Annotated in this window: 18 protein-coding genes; 13 read left to right on the top strand and 5 right to left on the bottom strand. The window is 33.0% G+C overall.

The window, feature by feature from the left end:
• Nucleotides 1-65 precede the first annotated feature (65 nt).
• The 4 genes from ACHRV3_RS06205 to ACHRV3_RS06190 all read left to right on the top strand — a co-directional run bounded on the left by ACHRV3_RS06205 (nt 66) and on the right by ACHRV3_RS06190 (nt 4,102).
• Nucleotides 66-635: a hypothetical protein gene (locus tag ACHRV3_RS06205; protein ID WP_395433660.1), complete on the top strand. Its 570-nt coding sequence runs from the start codon at nt 66-68 to the stop codon at nt 633-635.
• A 71-nt stretch (nt 636-706) separates the two neighbouring features.
• A complete protein-coding gene (locus ACHRV3_RS06200) occupies nt 707-2,125 on the top strand; it encodes a hypothetical protein (RefSeq protein WP_047778153.1) in 1,419 nt (472 codons plus the stop codon).
• A 113-nt stretch (nt 2,126-2,238) separates the two neighbouring features.
• Nucleotides 2,239-3,276, top strand: a complete 1,038-nt coding sequence (locus ACHRV3_RS06195; RefSeq protein WP_395433658.1) for a hypothetical protein — start codon at nt 2,239-2,241, stop codon at nt 3,274-3,276.
• 46 nt (nt 3,277-3,322) lie between these two features.
• A complete protein-coding gene (locus ACHRV3_RS06190) occupies nt 3,323-4,102 on the top strand; it encodes a hypothetical protein (protein ID WP_395433657.1) in 780 nt (259 codons plus the stop codon).
• Nucleotides 4,103-5,036: 934 nt separating this feature from the next.
• On the opposite strand, the gene ACHRV3_RS06185 is transcribed toward ACHRV3_RS06190, so the two are convergent.
• Nucleotides 5,037-5,387: a winged helix-turn-helix transcriptional regulator gene (locus tag ACHRV3_RS06185; protein ID WP_395433656.1), complete on the bottom strand. Its 351-nt coding sequence runs from the start codon at nt 5,385-5,387 to the stop codon at nt 5,037-5,039.
• Nucleotides 5,388-5,630: 243 nt separating this feature from the next.
• Here ACHRV3_RS06185 and ACHRV3_RS06180 point away from each other — a divergent pair, with 243 nt between their 5' ends.
• From ACHRV3_RS06180 to ACHRV3_RS06145, 8 genes are all read left to right on the top strand, one after another.
• Nucleotides 5,631-6,374: an SDR family oxidoreductase gene (locus tag ACHRV3_RS06180; protein ID WP_395433655.1), complete on the top strand. Its 744-nt coding sequence runs from the start codon at nt 5,631-5,633 to the stop codon at nt 6,372-6,374.
• A 296-nt stretch (nt 6,375-6,670) separates the two neighbouring features.
• Nucleotides 6,671-7,969, top strand: coding sequence for an epoxide hydrolase family protein (locus ACHRV3_RS06175; protein WP_395433654.1), 1,299 nt, complete (start codon nt 6,671-6,673; stop codon nt 7,967-7,969).
• A gap of 229 nt (nt 7,970-8,198) precedes the next feature.
• On the top strand, nt 8,199-8,612 hold the full coding sequence (locus tag ACHRV3_RS06170) for a cupin domain-containing protein (RefSeq protein ID WP_395433653.1): 414 nt from the start codon (nt 8,199-8,201) through the stop codon (nt 8,610-8,612).
• A gap of 240 nt (nt 8,613-8,852) precedes the next feature.
• Complete coding sequence (locus ACHRV3_RS06165) at nt 8,853-9,884, top strand: alpha/beta fold hydrolase (RefSeq protein WP_395433652.1); 1,032 nt, start codon at nt 8,853-8,855, stop codon at nt 9,882-9,884.
• A gap of 95 nt (nt 9,885-9,979) precedes the next feature.
• Nucleotides 9,980-10,390, top strand: a complete 411-nt coding sequence (locus ACHRV3_RS06160; protein WP_395433651.1) for an organic hydroperoxide resistance protein — start codon at nt 9,980-9,982, stop codon at nt 10,388-10,390.
• 73 nt (nt 10,391-10,463) lie between these two features.
• Nucleotides 10,464-11,237: a DUF1223 domain-containing protein gene (locus ACHRV3_RS06155; RefSeq protein WP_395433650.1), complete on the top strand. Its 774-nt coding sequence runs from the start codon at nt 10,464-10,466 to the stop codon at nt 11,235-11,237.
• Between the two features lie 270 nt (nt 11,238-11,507).
• Nucleotides 11,508-12,524 carry a sensor histidine kinase gene (locus tag ACHRV3_RS06150; protein WP_395433649.1) on the top strand — a complete coding sequence of 339 codons (1,017 nt, stop codon included), beginning with the start codon at nt 11,508-11,510 and terminating at the stop codon, nt 12,522-12,524.
• The gene (locus tag ACHRV3_RS06145) at nt 12,505-13,272 is read left to right on the top strand and encodes a LytR/AlgR family response regulator transcription factor (RefSeq protein ID WP_395433648.1); all 768 of its coding nucleotides are present in this window, start codon (nt 12,505-12,507) and stop codon (nt 13,270-13,272) included. The genes ACHRV3_RS06150 and ACHRV3_RS06145 overlap by 20 nt, the downstream gene beginning before the upstream one ends.
• Before the next feature lie 62 nt (nt 13,273-13,334).
• Here the strand turns inward: ACHRV3_RS06145 and ACHRV3_RS06140 are convergent, their stop codons facing one another.
• The 4 genes from ACHRV3_RS06140 to ACHRV3_RS06125 all read right to left on the bottom strand — a co-directional run bounded on the left by ACHRV3_RS06140 (nt 13,335) and on the right by ACHRV3_RS06125 (nt 16,715).
• On the bottom strand, nt 13,335-14,129 hold the full coding sequence (locus ACHRV3_RS06140; protein ID WP_395433647.1) for a DUF1223 domain-containing protein: 795 nt from the start codon (nt 14,127-14,129) through the stop codon (nt 13,335-13,337).
• 267 nt (nt 14,130-14,396) lie between these two features.
• Nucleotides 14,397-15,209, bottom strand: coding sequence for a helix-turn-helix domain-containing protein (locus ACHRV3_RS06135; RefSeq protein WP_395433646.1), 813 nt, complete (start codon nt 15,207-15,209; stop codon nt 14,397-14,399).
• A gap of 63 nt (nt 15,210-15,272) precedes the next feature.
• Nucleotides 15,273-16,160 (bottom strand): oxidoreductase, encoded by an 888-nt coding sequence (locus tag ACHRV3_RS06130; protein ID WP_395433645.1) that lies wholly within the window; start codon nt 16,158-16,160, stop codon nt 15,273-15,275.
• A gap of 159 nt (nt 16,161-16,319) precedes the next feature.
• Nucleotides 16,320-16,715 carry a DoxX family protein gene (locus ACHRV3_RS06125; protein WP_395433644.1) on the bottom strand — a complete coding sequence of 132 codons (396 nt, stop codon included), beginning with the start codon at nt 16,713-16,715 and terminating at the stop codon, nt 16,320-16,322.
• Between the two features lie 171 nt (nt 16,716-16,886).
• On the opposite strand from ACHRV3_RS06125, the gene ACHRV3_RS06120 reads away from it, so the two are divergent.
• Nucleotides 16,887-17,459: a Crp/Fnr family transcriptional regulator gene (locus tag ACHRV3_RS06120; protein ID WP_395433643.1), complete on the top strand. Its 573-nt coding sequence runs from the start codon at nt 16,887-16,889 to the stop codon at nt 17,457-17,459.
• Nucleotides 17,460-17,478 lie beyond the last annotated feature (19 nt).

The raw sequence follows: 17,478 nt of genomic DNA, 5'->3' as shown, positions 1-17,478 counted from the left end.
GACTTATAAGATAAATTTATTGGATGTAAAATTGTTTTAAAATGAACTAAAAATTTTAAAATAATATGATAGAGTTGTACAGAGAACCTAGCCCACAATTGATTAGAGTGCCATGGCAAGGAATTGTTTTAGATAGAGGTGTTTTAAAAAAAGCAATTAAAAGCTCAAAAGGAGATTTTTTGTTTTCGGAACAAGGGGCTGGTGTGCAGCCACTTGTGATAATTGGAAAACTTTCTGAATTGGTGGATTTCTTTTATATGAATCAAAATGTTTTTATTTCAAACGAAATTAGGGCTTTACCTGATGTTTATATTGGGATATCTAAATTTATAGAAAAAGAGCGATACGATGGAACTTACCCTGTTAATATTGCAATTAATGCGTTGACCAGAAGTATTTTAGATTTTATACCGGGAAATAGTATTATTGATGTTTTATCTAATACAGTAACTTTTAGAAATATTTTGAAGGATTTAATAAATAGTAACCATGGAGAAAGACAAACTGATGTCTTGTATTTAAAAATTTCCTACTTGAATGACTTCCAAAATAATGGAAAAAAAATAGGATCTAAGAAAATATCTTTTGAAACCATATTCAGGTATTTACTTGGAATTAATGAAACTCCAGTTTAGCTTTTTTAAATTAAAATAACGCAATAACGCCAATTTCTATACTCCCCAATAAACATTTAATAAATAAAACTATGACACAAGAACAAGAAAAAGAATTGTTGCAAGCGATTTATGATAGAATATTTGATGCTGTTACTTATCAACCGGCAAGCGGATCAAACCCATTTACAGAAGCGGAAACTTTTATTCATTTTTCTAAAAATGCAGCAGTAGATGTTAAATCATTTGCCAATCCCAGAACTCCATCAAATCCTTTGGGAGACTTAAAGGCATCCGAAGAATTTTCAAGAATGGTAGATCAAATTTCTCCATTGGCTATAGAATGGCAAAATTCAAATAATCCACTTTCAAAAAATTATGAGGATATAATTCTTAGCGCTAACTCCAACAGTGCTGTGGATACTAAACAAGCAGAAATTTATGATAAAGCCTATAATTATCTTCATCCTTTAAGAGAGGAAAAAAATCCATTTACAGGCGAGGTAGTAATCAACAGAACAAATGGTGAAGATTATGTAAATTATGAGTCAAATATGAACGATTATGTTTCTTCAATAATAATTTATAGAAATACGTATAATCTATATTTGGATGATTTAGGATCTAAAGATGATACAATTAGGTTTTCAGCTGATAGAAATTGGCAAGCGAAAGCCCCAATATTAGAAAACAATATTAAGGTCGCGTTTAGAAAATTGGCTGTTGGTAACGCTAAGTACGTTGAACAAGCATTAGCAATTTTAAATACTACGATTAATGATGGAATTAGACAAACTATTCAACGAGCTAGAGAAGCAATTAGTGATGATCAAAAATTTAGTTCTTCTCTGGGATTTTCAGATAAATGGTTGTTTAGCTACCCTTCACCTGCAAATTGGACTGATGAAAATAATCCAAATTTTACAGAATTAAAAATAAGTGGTGGTAATACTAAATTGAGATCAAAATCAACAGAACATAGTTTTAGTGTAGATACTAATGTTAATTATGGCCTTATTAAGGTAAAAGCCAACGCTGAAGGTAGTTTCGAACATTCAACTAGCAGTGCTGACAAAGATAGTGTAGAAATTTCGGCAATGATTGCAAAAGTAAATATACAACGTCCTTGGTTTTCCGAATCTCTATTTCGTTTAAATTATTGGTCCAGCAATCTGTTCAAGAAGGGTGAAATATCTAATGGCAAAATTGACTCAACAAATGCATCGAATTACATACCAATGTATCCCGTTGCATTCATTGTAGCAAGAGATATTACAATAAAAGCAGATTTTAGTCACGAAGAAGAAGAACATTTTAAAGAATCGATTAAAACTAGTATTTCGGTTGGTTATGGTCCATTTTCTGTTGGTGGAAGTTATGGTTATGGAAGAACAGAAGATAGTTTTGATTCTGATTTTCAAAATGGAGAAATAAAAATTCCAGGTATGCAAATAATTGGTTGGGTAAGTAAAATTGTTCCTTTCTCTCCAAAACTAGATTCAAATAATTAGATGTTTTATTAAAAAGGGAGTTCCTATTCAATTAACTCCCATTTTGTTCAAATTGTGTTTTGAGCGGAAAGAGGTACATTTTTTATACCATTTTCGATTTAAATAATTAATCTATGGGAAATATATCATCTTTGATTGCTTCTGAATTGTTAAAAAAAATAAATCTGGAACGTGCAAAAGATAAAAAAGCAGTTTTAAAGAATTTTAATAATGAAACTATCGGCCAAACCATTTTACAACTAAATTCGATTCCTTTTGTAATTGAAATTAATCAGTATAAAAATGCTCATTCTAGTGCAAATCCGACAGGAGATTATAGGGCTGCTTATCAGTTTGCACTATTGTCCGATACTATTCCATTACTGTTTCCTACTTATGTAGACAGTCTTAATTCTGTATCTAAAATTTGGGGGAATATTGTTAATAATGCTAATGCATTTTCAAAATATTCGCAAGCAGTGTTTGAAAATGCGCGTAACTCTTATAATTTTTCAAAACTTTCAGGTTTTGGAGGAATTCCAGAAGATTGGTATAATGTGCAAGCTAAACCGTCTGATTGGGTTGAGTTACTTGACAGCGGCTCTAACTTAGTCGAAATAGAGATTGATTTAGCTGATGCTGTCGCTAATTCCGAAGACTTTTTAATTTTGAGTGGGAATGACTCTAATTTATCATGGAAAATATTCGATTCCCATAAAAATTATGCAGAAATACCACTAAATGTAAATTCTAAAATCACAAGAATTTATTTAAAACTTCTTCGCGTTGATTTCTATCGTTCATGGTTAAACTTTGAAATCTTAAATAACAACTCTTGGAAAATTGATGGTTTAGATAAGGGCTATTTTTCAAATGGAAGTTTAATTGGTAATAAAGGTAGTTTTCCATTAATTCCGCAATCTGTTTTAATAGGATCGAGAATTGAAGTTGAAGGAAACTTTGATCCTACGGATAGAGAAATTCTTTCTAGTAATAGAAAAACTTCAGAGAACGTTGTTTGTATGGGAACATTTGTACTAAATAATATAATAGAGAGCCCAAAAAGCGACAATGTTGAAAAAGACACAATGATATTAACGTCTGATGTAAAACAAGTTATAGGCTACATTAGTCGTTTAATTCCAGAAAGTCCACCTTTATCAGGTGAATAGCAAAATATTAATTATCAATATATGATAAGTAAAATTATTTTAATAAATGAGCAACAAAGAAAACCACCTAACTAACCAGAATGATGATAAATTAGTTACATCGTCAGATGTTCAAAATGAACTTGGTATTTCAACGGAGGTCATCACCGAATTAAATAAACATATTAATAGTATGATTTCTTTTGCAACTTATAATGGTATAACAATTAATCCCCAAGTTAATATATTAGTCCAAAATAGTAGCATAAACGATTTACTAGAAGCATACAATTTACTATGTACAAATATTTCTCCTGTTACTCCTAAGTCTATAAGATTCTACAAAGAAATAGCTATTGATTGGAAGAATACAAGTTTTCTTAGTCGAATGCCTTTTTCAAAAAATTTATTAATTATATCTTTTCTTTTTCTCATATCTTTTATAGGGATAAGCTGTTCCTCAATGGTCAATATGAAATCACTGGATAGAGGAGTATTGGACAATCATGGAGTCTCTCTTTTATTTAATTTGGGGTATTTAATTTCTATTTCTGGTTTAGGAGTTATGTTTTATTTACTCAGAAGCATAAATTCTTCCATTAGAAAAGTTACGATCATTCCAGAAGATTCAGCTTATTATCCTGTAGTCATTATTTTAGGATTAATGTCTGGTTTATTAATGTCTGAAATTCTTATATTTCCATTTCTAAATGGGAAAACTTCAGATTTGTTATACAATAAAAGTTTGCTTGCATTATTGGGCGGGTTTTCATCAGATGCAATTTTTAGTATTTTATACAGTGCAATTAATCAAATGAAAAGAAAATTAGTATTTGAAAATAAATAGCTTAAACGACTCAGAGGTAAAATATAAAATAAGCAAACACAATATGTTATACACTGTTTGTCTATAAGATTGAATTAATTTTTCATCTTGTATATAAAATTGCCGAGTTATATATTTGGCTTCTGTGTTATTTGATTCTGATAAACATGCATTTCACTTATGTTGGCATTTTGGGTTAGTATTGTCACCAACGTTCTGGCAGTTAGTGTGGTTGGGCATTTCGAAGCCCGTATTTTCGGCTAAACGAATATATGATAAAAAAACACGAAGTAGTAAAAACAAAAAAAACTTCAACAAAAGTTGAAGGTTTCAAAAGTTCTGCGGAGAAAGAGGGATTCGAACAAAACCTTCGCATCTCGCTTTTATACTGCATTCTAATATTTCCTAGTTATTTTGCCACGATTCTGCCACGGAAATTTTCGGCGTTTTTATCGATATTGAAACTTCCGGACTGGTTTAAATCTGTTTAAATTTACGTTATAATTCTTAATTGATTGAAACACAAATTTAAACATTTTTAAGACAGAATGGTACATATTTTACGAAACCTTTTAATTGCTATGATGGAGAAATGAAGAAAAGTAAATATTAACTTTTGCACTAGAAAAGTTATCAAGGCCAGTATCGTTTTGCGATGATTTAGTCATTATTATCAGATATGTGAAATTTCTATAAAATTCGCCTTAGCTTTTTTGTGGTATTTTTGGAGGGAACTCCATTGCACTCCTGAAGGCAACTCCAAAGGGCATTAAACCCAAAAAAAAAGCTCCAGATTTCTCTGAAACTTTTGTCTTAGTAGCCCTGACGGTACAATTCTCGAACCGCTTTGTGGATGATTTGTAAATATTGGTTGCAGAATAATTAAATTAATTTGTAGTCAAAATTTCATCTTGATTCTATCATTAAATATTGCTAAATATGAAAATTTAAACTTTTATATTGTCAAAGAATTATTCTTCTTCCGAATATGTTCACGATGTGATATACCCCAATTGATCATTTCAGTAATGATAGGCCCAAAAGATTTACAATAAGCTGTCGATTCATAAAGTATAGGTACTTTTGCATCGCGGTCTTCTGTTCTTTTAACCAGATTATTGAGTTCCATATCTTTTAATTCTTTCGAAAGCATTCTGGAAGTAATTCCCGGAATACTTTGTTGAATTTCTTTGAATCGGGTATTTCCATTACAAATGGAGTTGATAATAGGTAATTTCCATTTACCGCCTAAAACATATAAAGTGTCCTGAAGTGCCTGAAACTCTTCTTTCTGATTTCTTGCCATAGCTAGTATTTTAAGACTAAGATAAAAACTTTTTTTACCATATAAGTTATATAACTCATTTAAACATTCACTACTCATTTAGTATTTTCTTATATGATTTCAACTTTTATATAAAGCAGCTAAATAAGTTGCTATAATAGAAACTTATATGGTGAAAAGTATTCAGTATACTCCATGATACCATTGAAAAAGTAATGTCTTTTCAGATTTAAATTTGTCCTGTTAATTTAAAAACATAAAATAATGGACAATTTAAAAAATAAAGTGGCAGTAATTACCGGAGGAAATAGCGGAATTGGTTATGCAACAGCAAAACAATTAAAAGAACAAGGTGCTACAGTTATCATTACTGGCAGAAGAAAAGAAGCGATTGAAAAAGCGGCTTCAGAATTGGGAGTTAATGCAATTGTTGCAGATCAATCTCGTATTTCAGACATTGAAAATTTGACATCAAAAATAAAAGAAGATTTTGGACAAGTCGATATTCTATTTATTAATGCAGGAATAGCGGGCTTAGGAACTATTGAACAGGCAACAGAAACCTTATACGATGATATTATGAATATCAATTTGAAAGGAGCCTATTTTACGCTAAGTCGATTTATTCCGATTTTAAAAGATGGTGGATCGGTAGTATTTCTTTCTTCTAATACAGCGAGTATGAGTGGCGTAGGATCATCCATTTATTCTTCAAGTAAAACGGCTCTTAATGCAGTAATGAAAATAGCGGCTCTGGAATTAGCACCAAGAAAAATCAGAGTAAATTCGGTTAGTCCTGGTCCAACAGAAACTGAAGTAATGAAAAAAGTAGGTTTAGATGAAGCAACAGTAAAAACTATTATGGATGTTGTTGTCGATAGAATTCCACTAAAACAAATGGGAACTTCAGAAGATGTTGCCAAAATGGTTTCGTATTTAAGTAGTGAAGCTTCAAAATTCATCACCGGAGCCGATTTTATTATGGATGGGGGAATGGTTTTGGCTTAAAAGTTTTAACCGCAAAGTATACTAAGATCTACGCAAAGGTCGCAAAGTTATTCATCTCATAGCTTTGCGATCTTTGCGTTTTTATAAAAACCTGCTAAAAATACCTTTGCGCACTTTGCGGTTAAATAGGACTTTGCGGTTAAGTGGTAAAGGATTTCAAATCTCACATTTTACACTGTCCGTTTCACTCCTTAGTTTGTCCATTTGGGCTATTTTATGATTTTAAAAGAAGGATTGTCAGGCTACTTTTGGCGAAGAAATTAACTGATAATCAAACAAATTTAAATATCAAAAAAATGGAAACAACTCAAAAGAATAAACGCAGCTTCTTAAATGCAATGGCAACAGGAGCTTTTATGTTGATCGCAGCGACCAGCTTTGGACAGAAAAAACAAACTCAGACAAAAGATTCTGAAACTATTCGTCCGTATCACATTAGTGTAAATCAAGAGGCTATTACAGATCTTAAAAATCGTGTAAATGCTACAAGATGGCCACAACAGGAAACAGTGACTGATCAATCTCAGGGAGTAAAACTGGCTCAGATTCAAAAATTAGTGAAGTATTGGGGAACCGATTATGACTGGCATAAAGCTGAAGACAAACTAAATATCTTACCTCAATTTATAACCAACATCGACGGTTTAGATATTCAATTTATGCATATTAAATCGAAACATAAAAATGCTTTACCGTTAGTAATTACTCACGGATGGCCGGGTTCTGTTTTTGAACTTTTAAAAGTTATTGGTCCGTTAACAGATCCTACTGCTTATGGCGGAAAAGCAGAAGATGCTTTTGATGTTGTAATTCCGTCAATGCCGGGCTATGGCTTCTCAGAAAAACCAAAGGGAACAGGTTGGGGGCCTGAAAAAATTGGAAAAGCATGGGATGTATTGATGAAACGTTTAGGATATACACATTATGTATCTCAGGGTGGAGATTGGGGCTCTGTAATTGCAGATGCGATGGCACGTCAGGCACCAGATGGATTATTGGGTATTCATGTAAATATGCCTGCTACTGTTCCTGCAGATGTTGCAAAAGTACTTAAAGACGGAGATCCGGCACCTGCAGGATTATCAGTAAAAGAAAAAGCAGCTTTTGTTTCACTAAATAAATTATACACAAAAGGCGGTGGTTATGCCGGAATGATGGTAACAAGACCTCAAACTTTGGGATATGGTCTTACAGATTCGCCAGTAGGTTTAGCTTCGTTTTTCTTAGATAAATTCAATGAATGGACGTATAGTGGAGGAGATGCTGAAAAATCGCTAACCAAAGATGAAATGCTGGACGATATTTCGTTGTACTGGTTAACAAATACAGCCAACTCATCTGCTAATTTATATTGGGAAAATAACACAAACAATTTTAATGTTGTCGAACAAAGAACAACTGAAATTAAAATTCCGGTTGCCGTAACCGTGTTTCCCGGAGAAATCTATCAGGCACCAAAAAGCTGGACTGAAAAAGCCTATAAAAATCTGATTTATTTTAATGAAGTGAACAAAGGCGGTCACTTTGCTTCCTGGGAAGAACCACAGCTTTTTACAGAAGAACTTCGTGCTGCTTTTAAATCATTGAGAAAATAATAAAAAAACAATGATACATTCTGTTTTTTAATTTCAGTAATCAATTAGAAAACAGAATGAATCATTCTACAGAAACAATACAAAAACAAACAGAAACTTTGGCTTTAAGCCTGTCCGTTTCATTCCTTAGTTTGTCCGTTTGGGCTATTTTCTGATTTTAAAAGAAAGATTGTTAAACTACTTTTGATGAAGAAATTAACTGATAATCAAGTAATTAAAAATTAATAAAATGGAAACTAAAAAACAAAAAACATGGGTTATAATAGCTATTATCATTTTAGGTATAATCGCCTTTTTAATTCCGAATCAAATTGCGGCGCAAACCGGAATAAAACGTACTGATTTGCAAAAACACGCTTTGAGTATTCCGGGAAGAGAAACTGTTCAGGCCCGAATTGATTTTGACGGACATGCGGCTTTCGGAAAACATTCGCATCCTGGAGAAGAAATTATTTATGTGCTAGAAGGCTCGCTAGAATATGAAGTTGAAGGTCAGGGAACAGTCATTTTAAAAGCAGGAGAAGTACTTTTTATCCCCGCTGGAGTTGTTCACTCAGCAAGAAATAATACAGATTTACAAGCATCTGAATTGGCAACTTACATCGTAGAAAAAGGAAAACCAGTTTTGGTTTTGAAGAAATAGGTTTATGAATAGTTTAACCGCAAAGCACGCAAAGATCGTAAAGCTGTGCGAAAAAAAACTTTGCGTCCCGAGGCTTCGGGATTGCGTAAATCTTAGGGTGCTTTGAGGTTAAAAAAAACTTCTGTCCATTTCAACTTTTACTTTGTCCACTTCACCTTTTTCCTCTTTTAAAATGGGGAGTGTCGAACTACTTTTGACGAAGAAATTAATTAGTAATCAAATAATTAAATAATCATAATTATGAAAACAATATCAAAAATAACAAACACTATTGCTGCTTTAACTTCTAAAGTATTTTTAATCGCAGTTTTTTTCTTTGCAATGACATCAATCAATGCACAATCAGAAAATCAAAAAGAAAAAACAGTAAGTTCTTCTCTTGGAACATTAAAACAAATCAACGCGGGATTATTAAACGTAGGTTATACTGAAGCTGGCCCTTCAACAGGAAAACCAGTAATTTTACTTCACGGCTGGCCTTATGACATTCATAGTTATAATGAAGTAGTTCCAATTTTAGTTGCAAAAGGCTATAGAGTAATCACACCATATTTAAGAGGATCCGGAACCACAACATTTCTTTCAAAAGATACTTTCAGAAACGGTCAACAGGCTGCATTGGCAAGTGATATTATGGCGCTGATGGATGCACTTAAAATTGATAAAGCTATTATTGGCGGATTCGACTGGGGAGCAAGAACTGCCGTAGTTGTAGCAGCACTTTGGCCGGAACGTTTTGACGGATTGGTTTCTGTAAGTGGTTATTTGGTTGTAAATCTGGAAGTGAACTTAAAACCATTACCTCCAAAAGCAGAATTAGGATGGTGGTACCAATATTATTTTGCTACAGAAAGAGGAAAATTAGGATACGCTCAAAACACCTATGAGTTTAATAAACAAATCTGGCAGATAGCTTCTCCATTGTGGAAATTTGACAAAGCGACTTATGATCAAACAGCACAATCTTTTGATAATCCGGATCACGTAGCAATCGTAATTCACAATTACAGATGGAGACAATCGCTTGAAGCGGGAGAATCAAAATACGATAGTTTAGAAAAACGTTTGGCAGCAAGACCGGTAATTAAAGTTCCAACTATTACTATTGGAAGTGATTTTGATGGCGCTTTCGCGGATGGAAAAGCATACAGAGACAAATTCATAGGAAAATACGAGCACAGAATCCTAAAAGGCATCGGACACAACGTACCACAAGAAGATCCAAAAGCATTTGCTCAGGCAATTATAGACGTAGCTAATGGTAAATTGTAAATGGTTAATGATTAATTACCTTTTACATCTCACATTTTACATATCAATATCAAGCATATAAAAATCACAATTAACAATTAACAATTAACAAAGTCATGGAAACAAAAATCTTATACACAGGAAAAACACACACAACAGGTGGTAGAGAAGGAGCTTCTCAAAGTTCAGATGATCAATTGAATATTAAACTTAGTTCTCCGGGATCTTCACGTCCGGGTACAAATCCGGAACAGCTTTTTGCGGCTGGATGGTCGGCTTGTTTTATTGGTGCGATGGGAATTGCAGCTTCAAAACTAAATATTAAACTTCCTGCTGAAACTGCAGTTGACGCAGAAGTAGATTTAGGTGTAACAGACGGAGCCTATTCTTTGCAGGCAAGATTGAATATAAGTCTTCCTGGCTTAGATGCTGAAACGGCAAGAAAACTTGCTGATGAAGCACATCAGACTTGTCCTTACTCTAAAGCAACTAGAGGAAATATTAATGTTGAAATTAATATTCTTTAAATGTAAAATGTGAGATGTTAGTAGTCATCAATTACATCTAATATCTCACATCTCACATCTAACTCAACAAAAAATGAAAAAGATAAAATTAATACCCGCTTTTTTTGTGGCATTACTGCTGCTAATCGCAATGACTTCTTTCAGTCAGAATAATCCAAATAATAATGTACACAAAGGTTTTGCCTTATTAGAATTATATACTTCTGAGGGCTGTTCAAGTTGTCCACCTGCAGATGAATTGATGGGGAGAATTCAAAATGAATACAAAGACAACAATGTTTTTGTTTTGGCTTACCACGTCGATTATTGGGACAGACAAGGCTGGAAAGATGTTTTTAGTGATGCAGATTATACCAAAAGACAATATGACTATGCCAAATTTCTGGGAAAAGAGCCAATTTATACGCCACAGCTAATTGTAAATGGAAAAGCAGATTATATTGCTTCACAAGAAACAGCGGTTAGAAACGGAATAAAATCAGCACTTTCAAAACCTGTTACTACCGATTTGTCTTTAGAAGCCAGTCAGGCCAATAATAATCTTAACGTAAATTATAACATAGAAGGAACTTTTAAAAATAGTAGTTTATTAATTGCAATTGTTCAGAAAGCAGCTAAAATTAATGTAAAAAGAGGGGAGAATGCAAACCGCGTTTTATCACATTATCAGATTGTACATCATTTGCATTTAGTAGATTTAAAAGAAAAAAAAGGAACTGTATCGATTCACTTGCCGAAAAGTTTTAACGAAAAAGATTTTGAAGTAATTGGTTTTATCCAGGATAAAAACACCGGAAATATTTTGGGAGCAACAAGAGGCGTTTTTCAACAATCTTCGATTTTATGAAAACACTCTTCTTAAGTTTAACCCGTTGTAGTAAAACGGCGAAAACAAAACGCATCAATAGTGTAAAGCGTTATAAAAACGATCTTATAATAAATGAAAACATCCTGCAGCTCATGGAGGAAAATAGAGCACTTTGGCTTTGAAATTTGAATGGGAAAAGGTTATAAATCGGGATAAAAATATTTGTTCCGATTTTTTACGTCATTAAAAAAAGCTTCCAAAATATCCTATCTTTGACAGAGCGAGATTTAAAAAACACATAAAAAAATTATGGAAAAAGTAAAAAGCTTTCACGTTTCCCGAAAGGTGATTTGGGGAAGTTCTATAGCATTGGCAATTCTTGCTTCAATACCAAAATTATTCGATGCCGATTCAACTCCTACAGATATTGTCATCAATTCTTCGATTACGCTGATGTTCTCTATTTTTATTTGGTATTACAACATTTACAGCCTACCTAAATTTTCATCTCAACGGACCAATAAAAATTTATTTAACTGGAAACTTTTATTGAGTGTTATCCTTGGTATTGCAGTTATGGTTGTCCTGGTAATTGGGCATCAGGAACTTTTTCAGATCTCCAAAATGGATGCCCCAATTATGTTTGAATTGCGAGGTATTTTAATCAATCTGATCGTTTATATGTTTTTGCATTTGCTTTTTCAAAACTATCAGACACAGCAAATGGGAATTGAATTAGAACGTACGCATGCTGTAAATCTGGGAGCACAGTACGAATTATTGAAACAACAGGTCAATCCGCATTTTTTATTTAATAGCCTGAATACGTTGAAATCGATGGTAGAAATTCAGGATCCACAGAGTGCAGATTTTATTCTGAAATTATCTGATTTTTATCGATTTACCTTAGAAAGCAGAAAAATGGATTTGATTCCGTTAAGTGAAGAACTTCAGATTCTGGATTCATATGTTTATCTTCTGAAAGCCCGTTTTGAAGACGGATTCGTTCTGATAAATAATGTCGATAAAAAGCAATATGATTCGGTTATTCCGCCTTTTACTTTGCAATTATTAATAGAAAATTGCATTAAGCACAATGTGGTTTCTTTAGATAAACCTTTGCAGATTAAATTATATTCTGAAAACGACTTTTTGGTTATTGAAAATCAAATACAGCTCAAAAGAGGTGTTTTGTCAACAGGCGTTGGTCTTGATAATATCAATCAGCGTTTTATGCATTTAATTCACAAAGAAATTGAAATTGACAAAACCGAAACTATTTTTAAAGTAAAAATACCAATGATCTATGACTATCCTAATAATTGAAGATGAAGTAAAAACGGCCAAAGCACTTGGCCAGCTTATTTTGAGTATCAGGCCTGACATTCAAATTTTGTCGTATATACAAAGCATAGACGGAGCTGTGAGCTATCTGTTAGAAAACGATCAGCCTGATCTTATTTTTATGGATATTCAACTGGCAGATGGTTTGTGTTTTGAAATTTTCAAAAATGTTGAGGTTTTATCACCCGTAATATTTTGTACCGCTTTTGATGATTATGCTATTGAAGCTTTCAAGTCAAACGGAATCGATTACGTATTAAAACCTTTTTCAAGAGAAAGCATTGCTCAGGCGATTAAAAAAGCAGCCGAACTAAAGAATTTCTTCCAAAGAAATAAAAAAATGATGCCTGATTTCGATTATTTATTGACAAGGACTGGCGAGAATAAAGGAAAGAGCAGTTTCCTGGTTTTTAAAAACAATAAATACCAAACCGTTTTAACCGAGAACATTGCATTATTTTGCATTAAAAACGAGACTCCAACAATTATTACTTTTGATAAAACCGAGTATCAAATTACGCAATCTCTCGATGAGGTTCATAAGCTATTATCGCCAACGCAATTCTTTAGAATCAACAGGCAAAATTTAATTAATTTTTCTGCAATTAGAGAAGCAGAACATTATTTTTCCCGTAAATTAATTCTCAAACTAACCATTCCTACAGAAGAAAAATTATTAGTTGGAAAAGAGAAAGCAACTGCATTTTTGAGTTGGTTAGAAAACAGATAACTGTACGTGGGATTTAACCGCAAAGGTCGCAAAGCTAAATATTAACTTTGCGACCTTTGTGGTTAAATTTTTTCAGCTTTTTTGTTTATAAAGATTTTTCCCGTCGTGGTATTTTGGATAAAACCAATTATTTCAAAATCTTTGGAATTGAAATTCTTCGGTTTTGAGATTTTTACGTTTCCTTCTTTTTTAGTTAATTGAAAAGAATTAAGCTGTTTCACAATTTGAACATGATGAAGTGTAGTGCCTTGGTTTTCGCCTCGAAATACTTGAGAAATGGCTTGCTTCTGAATGGCAGCAACAAACAAATTGTTATCTTTTTGAAGCACATTAGTTGTATAATGAATTTCTAAAGAATCTTTAACTGTTTTTGTTGTAAGGTTTAAATCAGCCGTTGTTTTGGTTCCTAAGGCATCTGAAATTTTTTCGCTTAGCGCAGATTCATTATAACCTGCAAATTCTGTAGTTCCATTGATGATGAATTGAGGTGTATACATCACATACAAATTAAGCCAATCCTGGTATTTTTGTTGACGCTTTGTAAATTCATTCGAACTGAATTGATCCTTCCATCCTAAACGATCCCAATAATCTACATGGTACGATAAAAAATAGATGTTTTTGTCACCAGCTTCACGTTGTAATTTAGCCAATAATTGATCGGCAGGAGGACAACTCGAACAGCCTTCTGAAGTAAAGAGTTCGACTATCGCAAATCCATTGTTTTGAGTAGATTCTATTTTAGTTTTTTCCGTTTTAAAATTCCCTGCAATTTCGCTTTCGGGAAACATAAAACAATCTAAAAAGAAGAGAGAGGAAAGTATTATAGCGAAGAAGATTAAGATACTATTTTTCATAATTTCTATTTTTAAAATTTGACATTTTATTAATTTCTTCAAAAGTAAAACTGCAGTTTCTGTTTTTAAAGTCCAATAAGTGTCAAGTGTCCATAATAGCAGTTGAATAGTCCAATCTTTGGTGTAGAGAAAAAAGATAATGGGTACTTGAAACTTAAACCGCAAAGTACGCAAAGGTCGCAAAGCTATCTACTAGCTTTGCGACCCTTGTGTTTTTATAAAGCCCTTTACTTCAAAAAAAACTTGCGTACTTTGCGGTTAAATTTTTTAAACTTTTGAAGGAGACAATCCATATTGTTTTTTAAAAGCAAATGAAAAATGCGAGAGATCTTCAAAACCCACTTCAAGGTAAACTTCAGACGGAGCTTTTCCTTTTTCTTTTATTAGGTAATAAGCTTGTTGTAATCTTTTTTGTAGTAACCATCGGCTTGGCGAAATGTCAAAAATGCGTTGGAAGTCCCGTTTAAAAGTAGCAAGACTTCTGCCAGTGAGATAGGCAAACCGATCTAATTGTACATTAAAATGAAAATTCTTTTTCATGAAAGCTTCAAGATCTATTTTTCCGGGTTCATTAAAATCAAAAAGTATGTCTTTGAGTTCGGGTTTACACTGTAATAGAATATTGATCGCTTCATTTACTTTTAAAATTTGAAGCTCTTCGGTAATTAATTGATCTTGGTTGATATAAGGAATCAACGAATCCATTAAACTTTTAAGCAACGGAACTTCTTTTAACTGAAAAACAGTTTCCGTTTCCGGAGTTTTAATTAAACTGGTTTTCCGATTGTGTTTTATAGAGAAATCACGCAGCGCTTCCTGATTCAGATAAATTGAAATGGACTGAAATGCGGTATTTGGATCGGGTTGTTTAATGAATTTTATAAGCTGATTCCTTTTGATAAATCTAAAATCGCCAGATTTGAAAATATACTCTTTAGTACCGTTGTTTAAAGTAAGTATTCCCGAAATCTGAAAACTTAAAACATGTTCTGCAGCAAATTGCTCACCTTCCCGATTTTGGGTATAGTAACAGGAATAAGCAATTGGCGATGTCTTTTGATTTATTTTTGAATCGTTCATATTACAAATTTATGAAAAATGGGCAGTAAAACGGATTACTGCCCATTGTAAAATGCCTTTAAATTATTGTTTTTTAGTGTTATTGGTATACCATTTTCCTTGCGCTGTATCAAAAAAACTTCCGGCCTTATCATGATCTGTAGAAAAACTAACATTTATCCAATTTTCCATTTCTTCTGTTCGGCTTTGATCAGCATTTTTTAAAATACCAATTGCTTCACTTCCTAAAACTAAGTGTACAGGTGGATTTGGATGAGATGCTAAATCTACCATCACTTTCGCTGCTTTTTCAGGATCTCCAACCGCAACAAATTTTCCTCCTTTGAAAAAATCAGAACGTTGTTTTACCATTTCGTAGCCTTCTATTTCAGCTGCATACGACATAGAAGCGCCTGCCCAATCGGTACGGAAACCTCCAGGTTCAACGCTGGTTACGAATATTCCTAATGGTGCAACTTCTTTAGCGAGAGCCTCGGTAAAGCCGCTTAAACCAAATTTTGCCGCCTGATACATTGTTAAACCCGGATTACCAACGCGTCCGCCAATTGAACTAATTTGCAAAATTCTTCCAGAACCTTGTTTGCGCATATAAGGCAATACGGCACGTGTAATTTCAATTGGAGCATATAAATTGGTTTCCAACTGACTTCTAACTTGTTCATCCGTATAGGCTTCAGCAGCGCCAATGATTCCGAATCCGGCATTGTTTACCAATACATCTATTCTTCCAAAATGTTCCGCTGCAGTTTTAACAGCACTATACACTTGTTCGTAGTTGGTAACATCTAATGCTAACGGAAAAATTTGATCTTTAAAACGGTCCTTCAAATCGTTTAACTGATTGATATCGCGAGCTGTTGCTATAACTTTATCGCCACTTTCTAAAACTGCTTCTGTAAGATTACGTCCTAATCCTCTTGAGCTTCCTGTAATAAACCATATTTTGTTCATTGTAATTCTATTTAATTGTTCATTACAAAATTAGATCAGAAGGGTAGTTAGTTATTTTGTTAAAAAGCTCAAATTTATTTGCTTAAAAGCTCAGTAAATAATGCAAAAAAGCCTAAGATTAAATCTCAGGCTTACGCAATACTTCTTGTTAAAATAAATTTATGCTGTAGTAGTGGCAATATACTGAGCACTATATAATTTTCTAAACATTAAATAAGTTACGTTTACCATTATAAAAGCAATAATGGCATCGGTCGTTGCAGAAAAACCTAATACAGCTAATTTTGAAAAGAAAGCGAAGGTGATGTCGAAGAAAACACCAGCAAATACCCATTCTTTCAATCGTAATAATTTATTTGGAATTAATAATACTATAACTCCCGCTACTTTAAATACGCCAAGTAAATAAATGAAATGTTCAGGATAACCTAATTGTTGTGTGATTTTCCAAACCAGAGGGTTTGTTGTAAGTTCGAAAAAACCGCTGGCGCCAAACCATAAAGAAGTTAAAATAACACCTGTCCAATAAATAATTTTTGTTGTTTTTGCATTCATGATTTTAAATTTTAAGTTGTTAAACAGGACAAATTTGCATCAGAATACGCTCATTAAATAGTTATAATTTATTGAAGTGGACAATTTAGATGTTTAAATAGACAATCAATAAGTTGATTTGTTTATAACTTTACAATTTGAAATTAAATCGGTATTTATTTAAAATCTATAATGGAAGCCAAAGAACTATTACAACAACATATTGCAAAAACCGCTTCATTAACGGAAGAAGAATTTGGTTATATCTTTTCTCATTTTAAACCGCAGTCTTTTAAAAAAGGTCAGGTTATTATTAGTGAAGGAGATAAAGTAGATTGCGAATATTTTGTGATTTCGGGTTGTCTGAAGGCTTTCTATATAAATGATGAAATCAAAATGTATATATTACAGTTTGCCATGCCAACCTGGTGGGCCTCTGATTTTGCCGCTTTATACAATCAGACGCCTGCAACAATAAGCATTGATTGTATTACAGATGCAGAAGTCCTTTGTCTTTCTAGTGAAGATCGTGAAAAACTGTGTGCAGCATTTCATCAGCTTGAGCATTTTTTCCGCTGGCGAACTAACAGAGGTTATATAGCTTCTCAAAAAAGGCTTTTGTCCTTTATGAATAATAATGTCAAAAAAAGATATGAAGAACTTTTGGCATTGTATCCCCAATTATACAATCTTGTCCCAAAACATTTGATTGCCGCCTATCTCGGCGTTTCAAGAGAAACTTTAAGCCGATTGCATAGCTCGTAAAAGAAGCTGTATTTTTTTG

The sequence above is a fragment of the Flavobacterium sp. FlaQc-49 genome (assembly GCF_044005985.1).
Classification (GTDB): domain Bacteria; phylum Bacteroidota; class Bacteroidia; order Flavobacteriales; family Flavobacteriaceae; genus Flavobacterium; species Flavobacterium cupriresistens.
The sequence above is the reverse complement of the archived record's forward strand: the minus strand, read 5'-3'. Positions and strand labels throughout refer to the sequence as shown.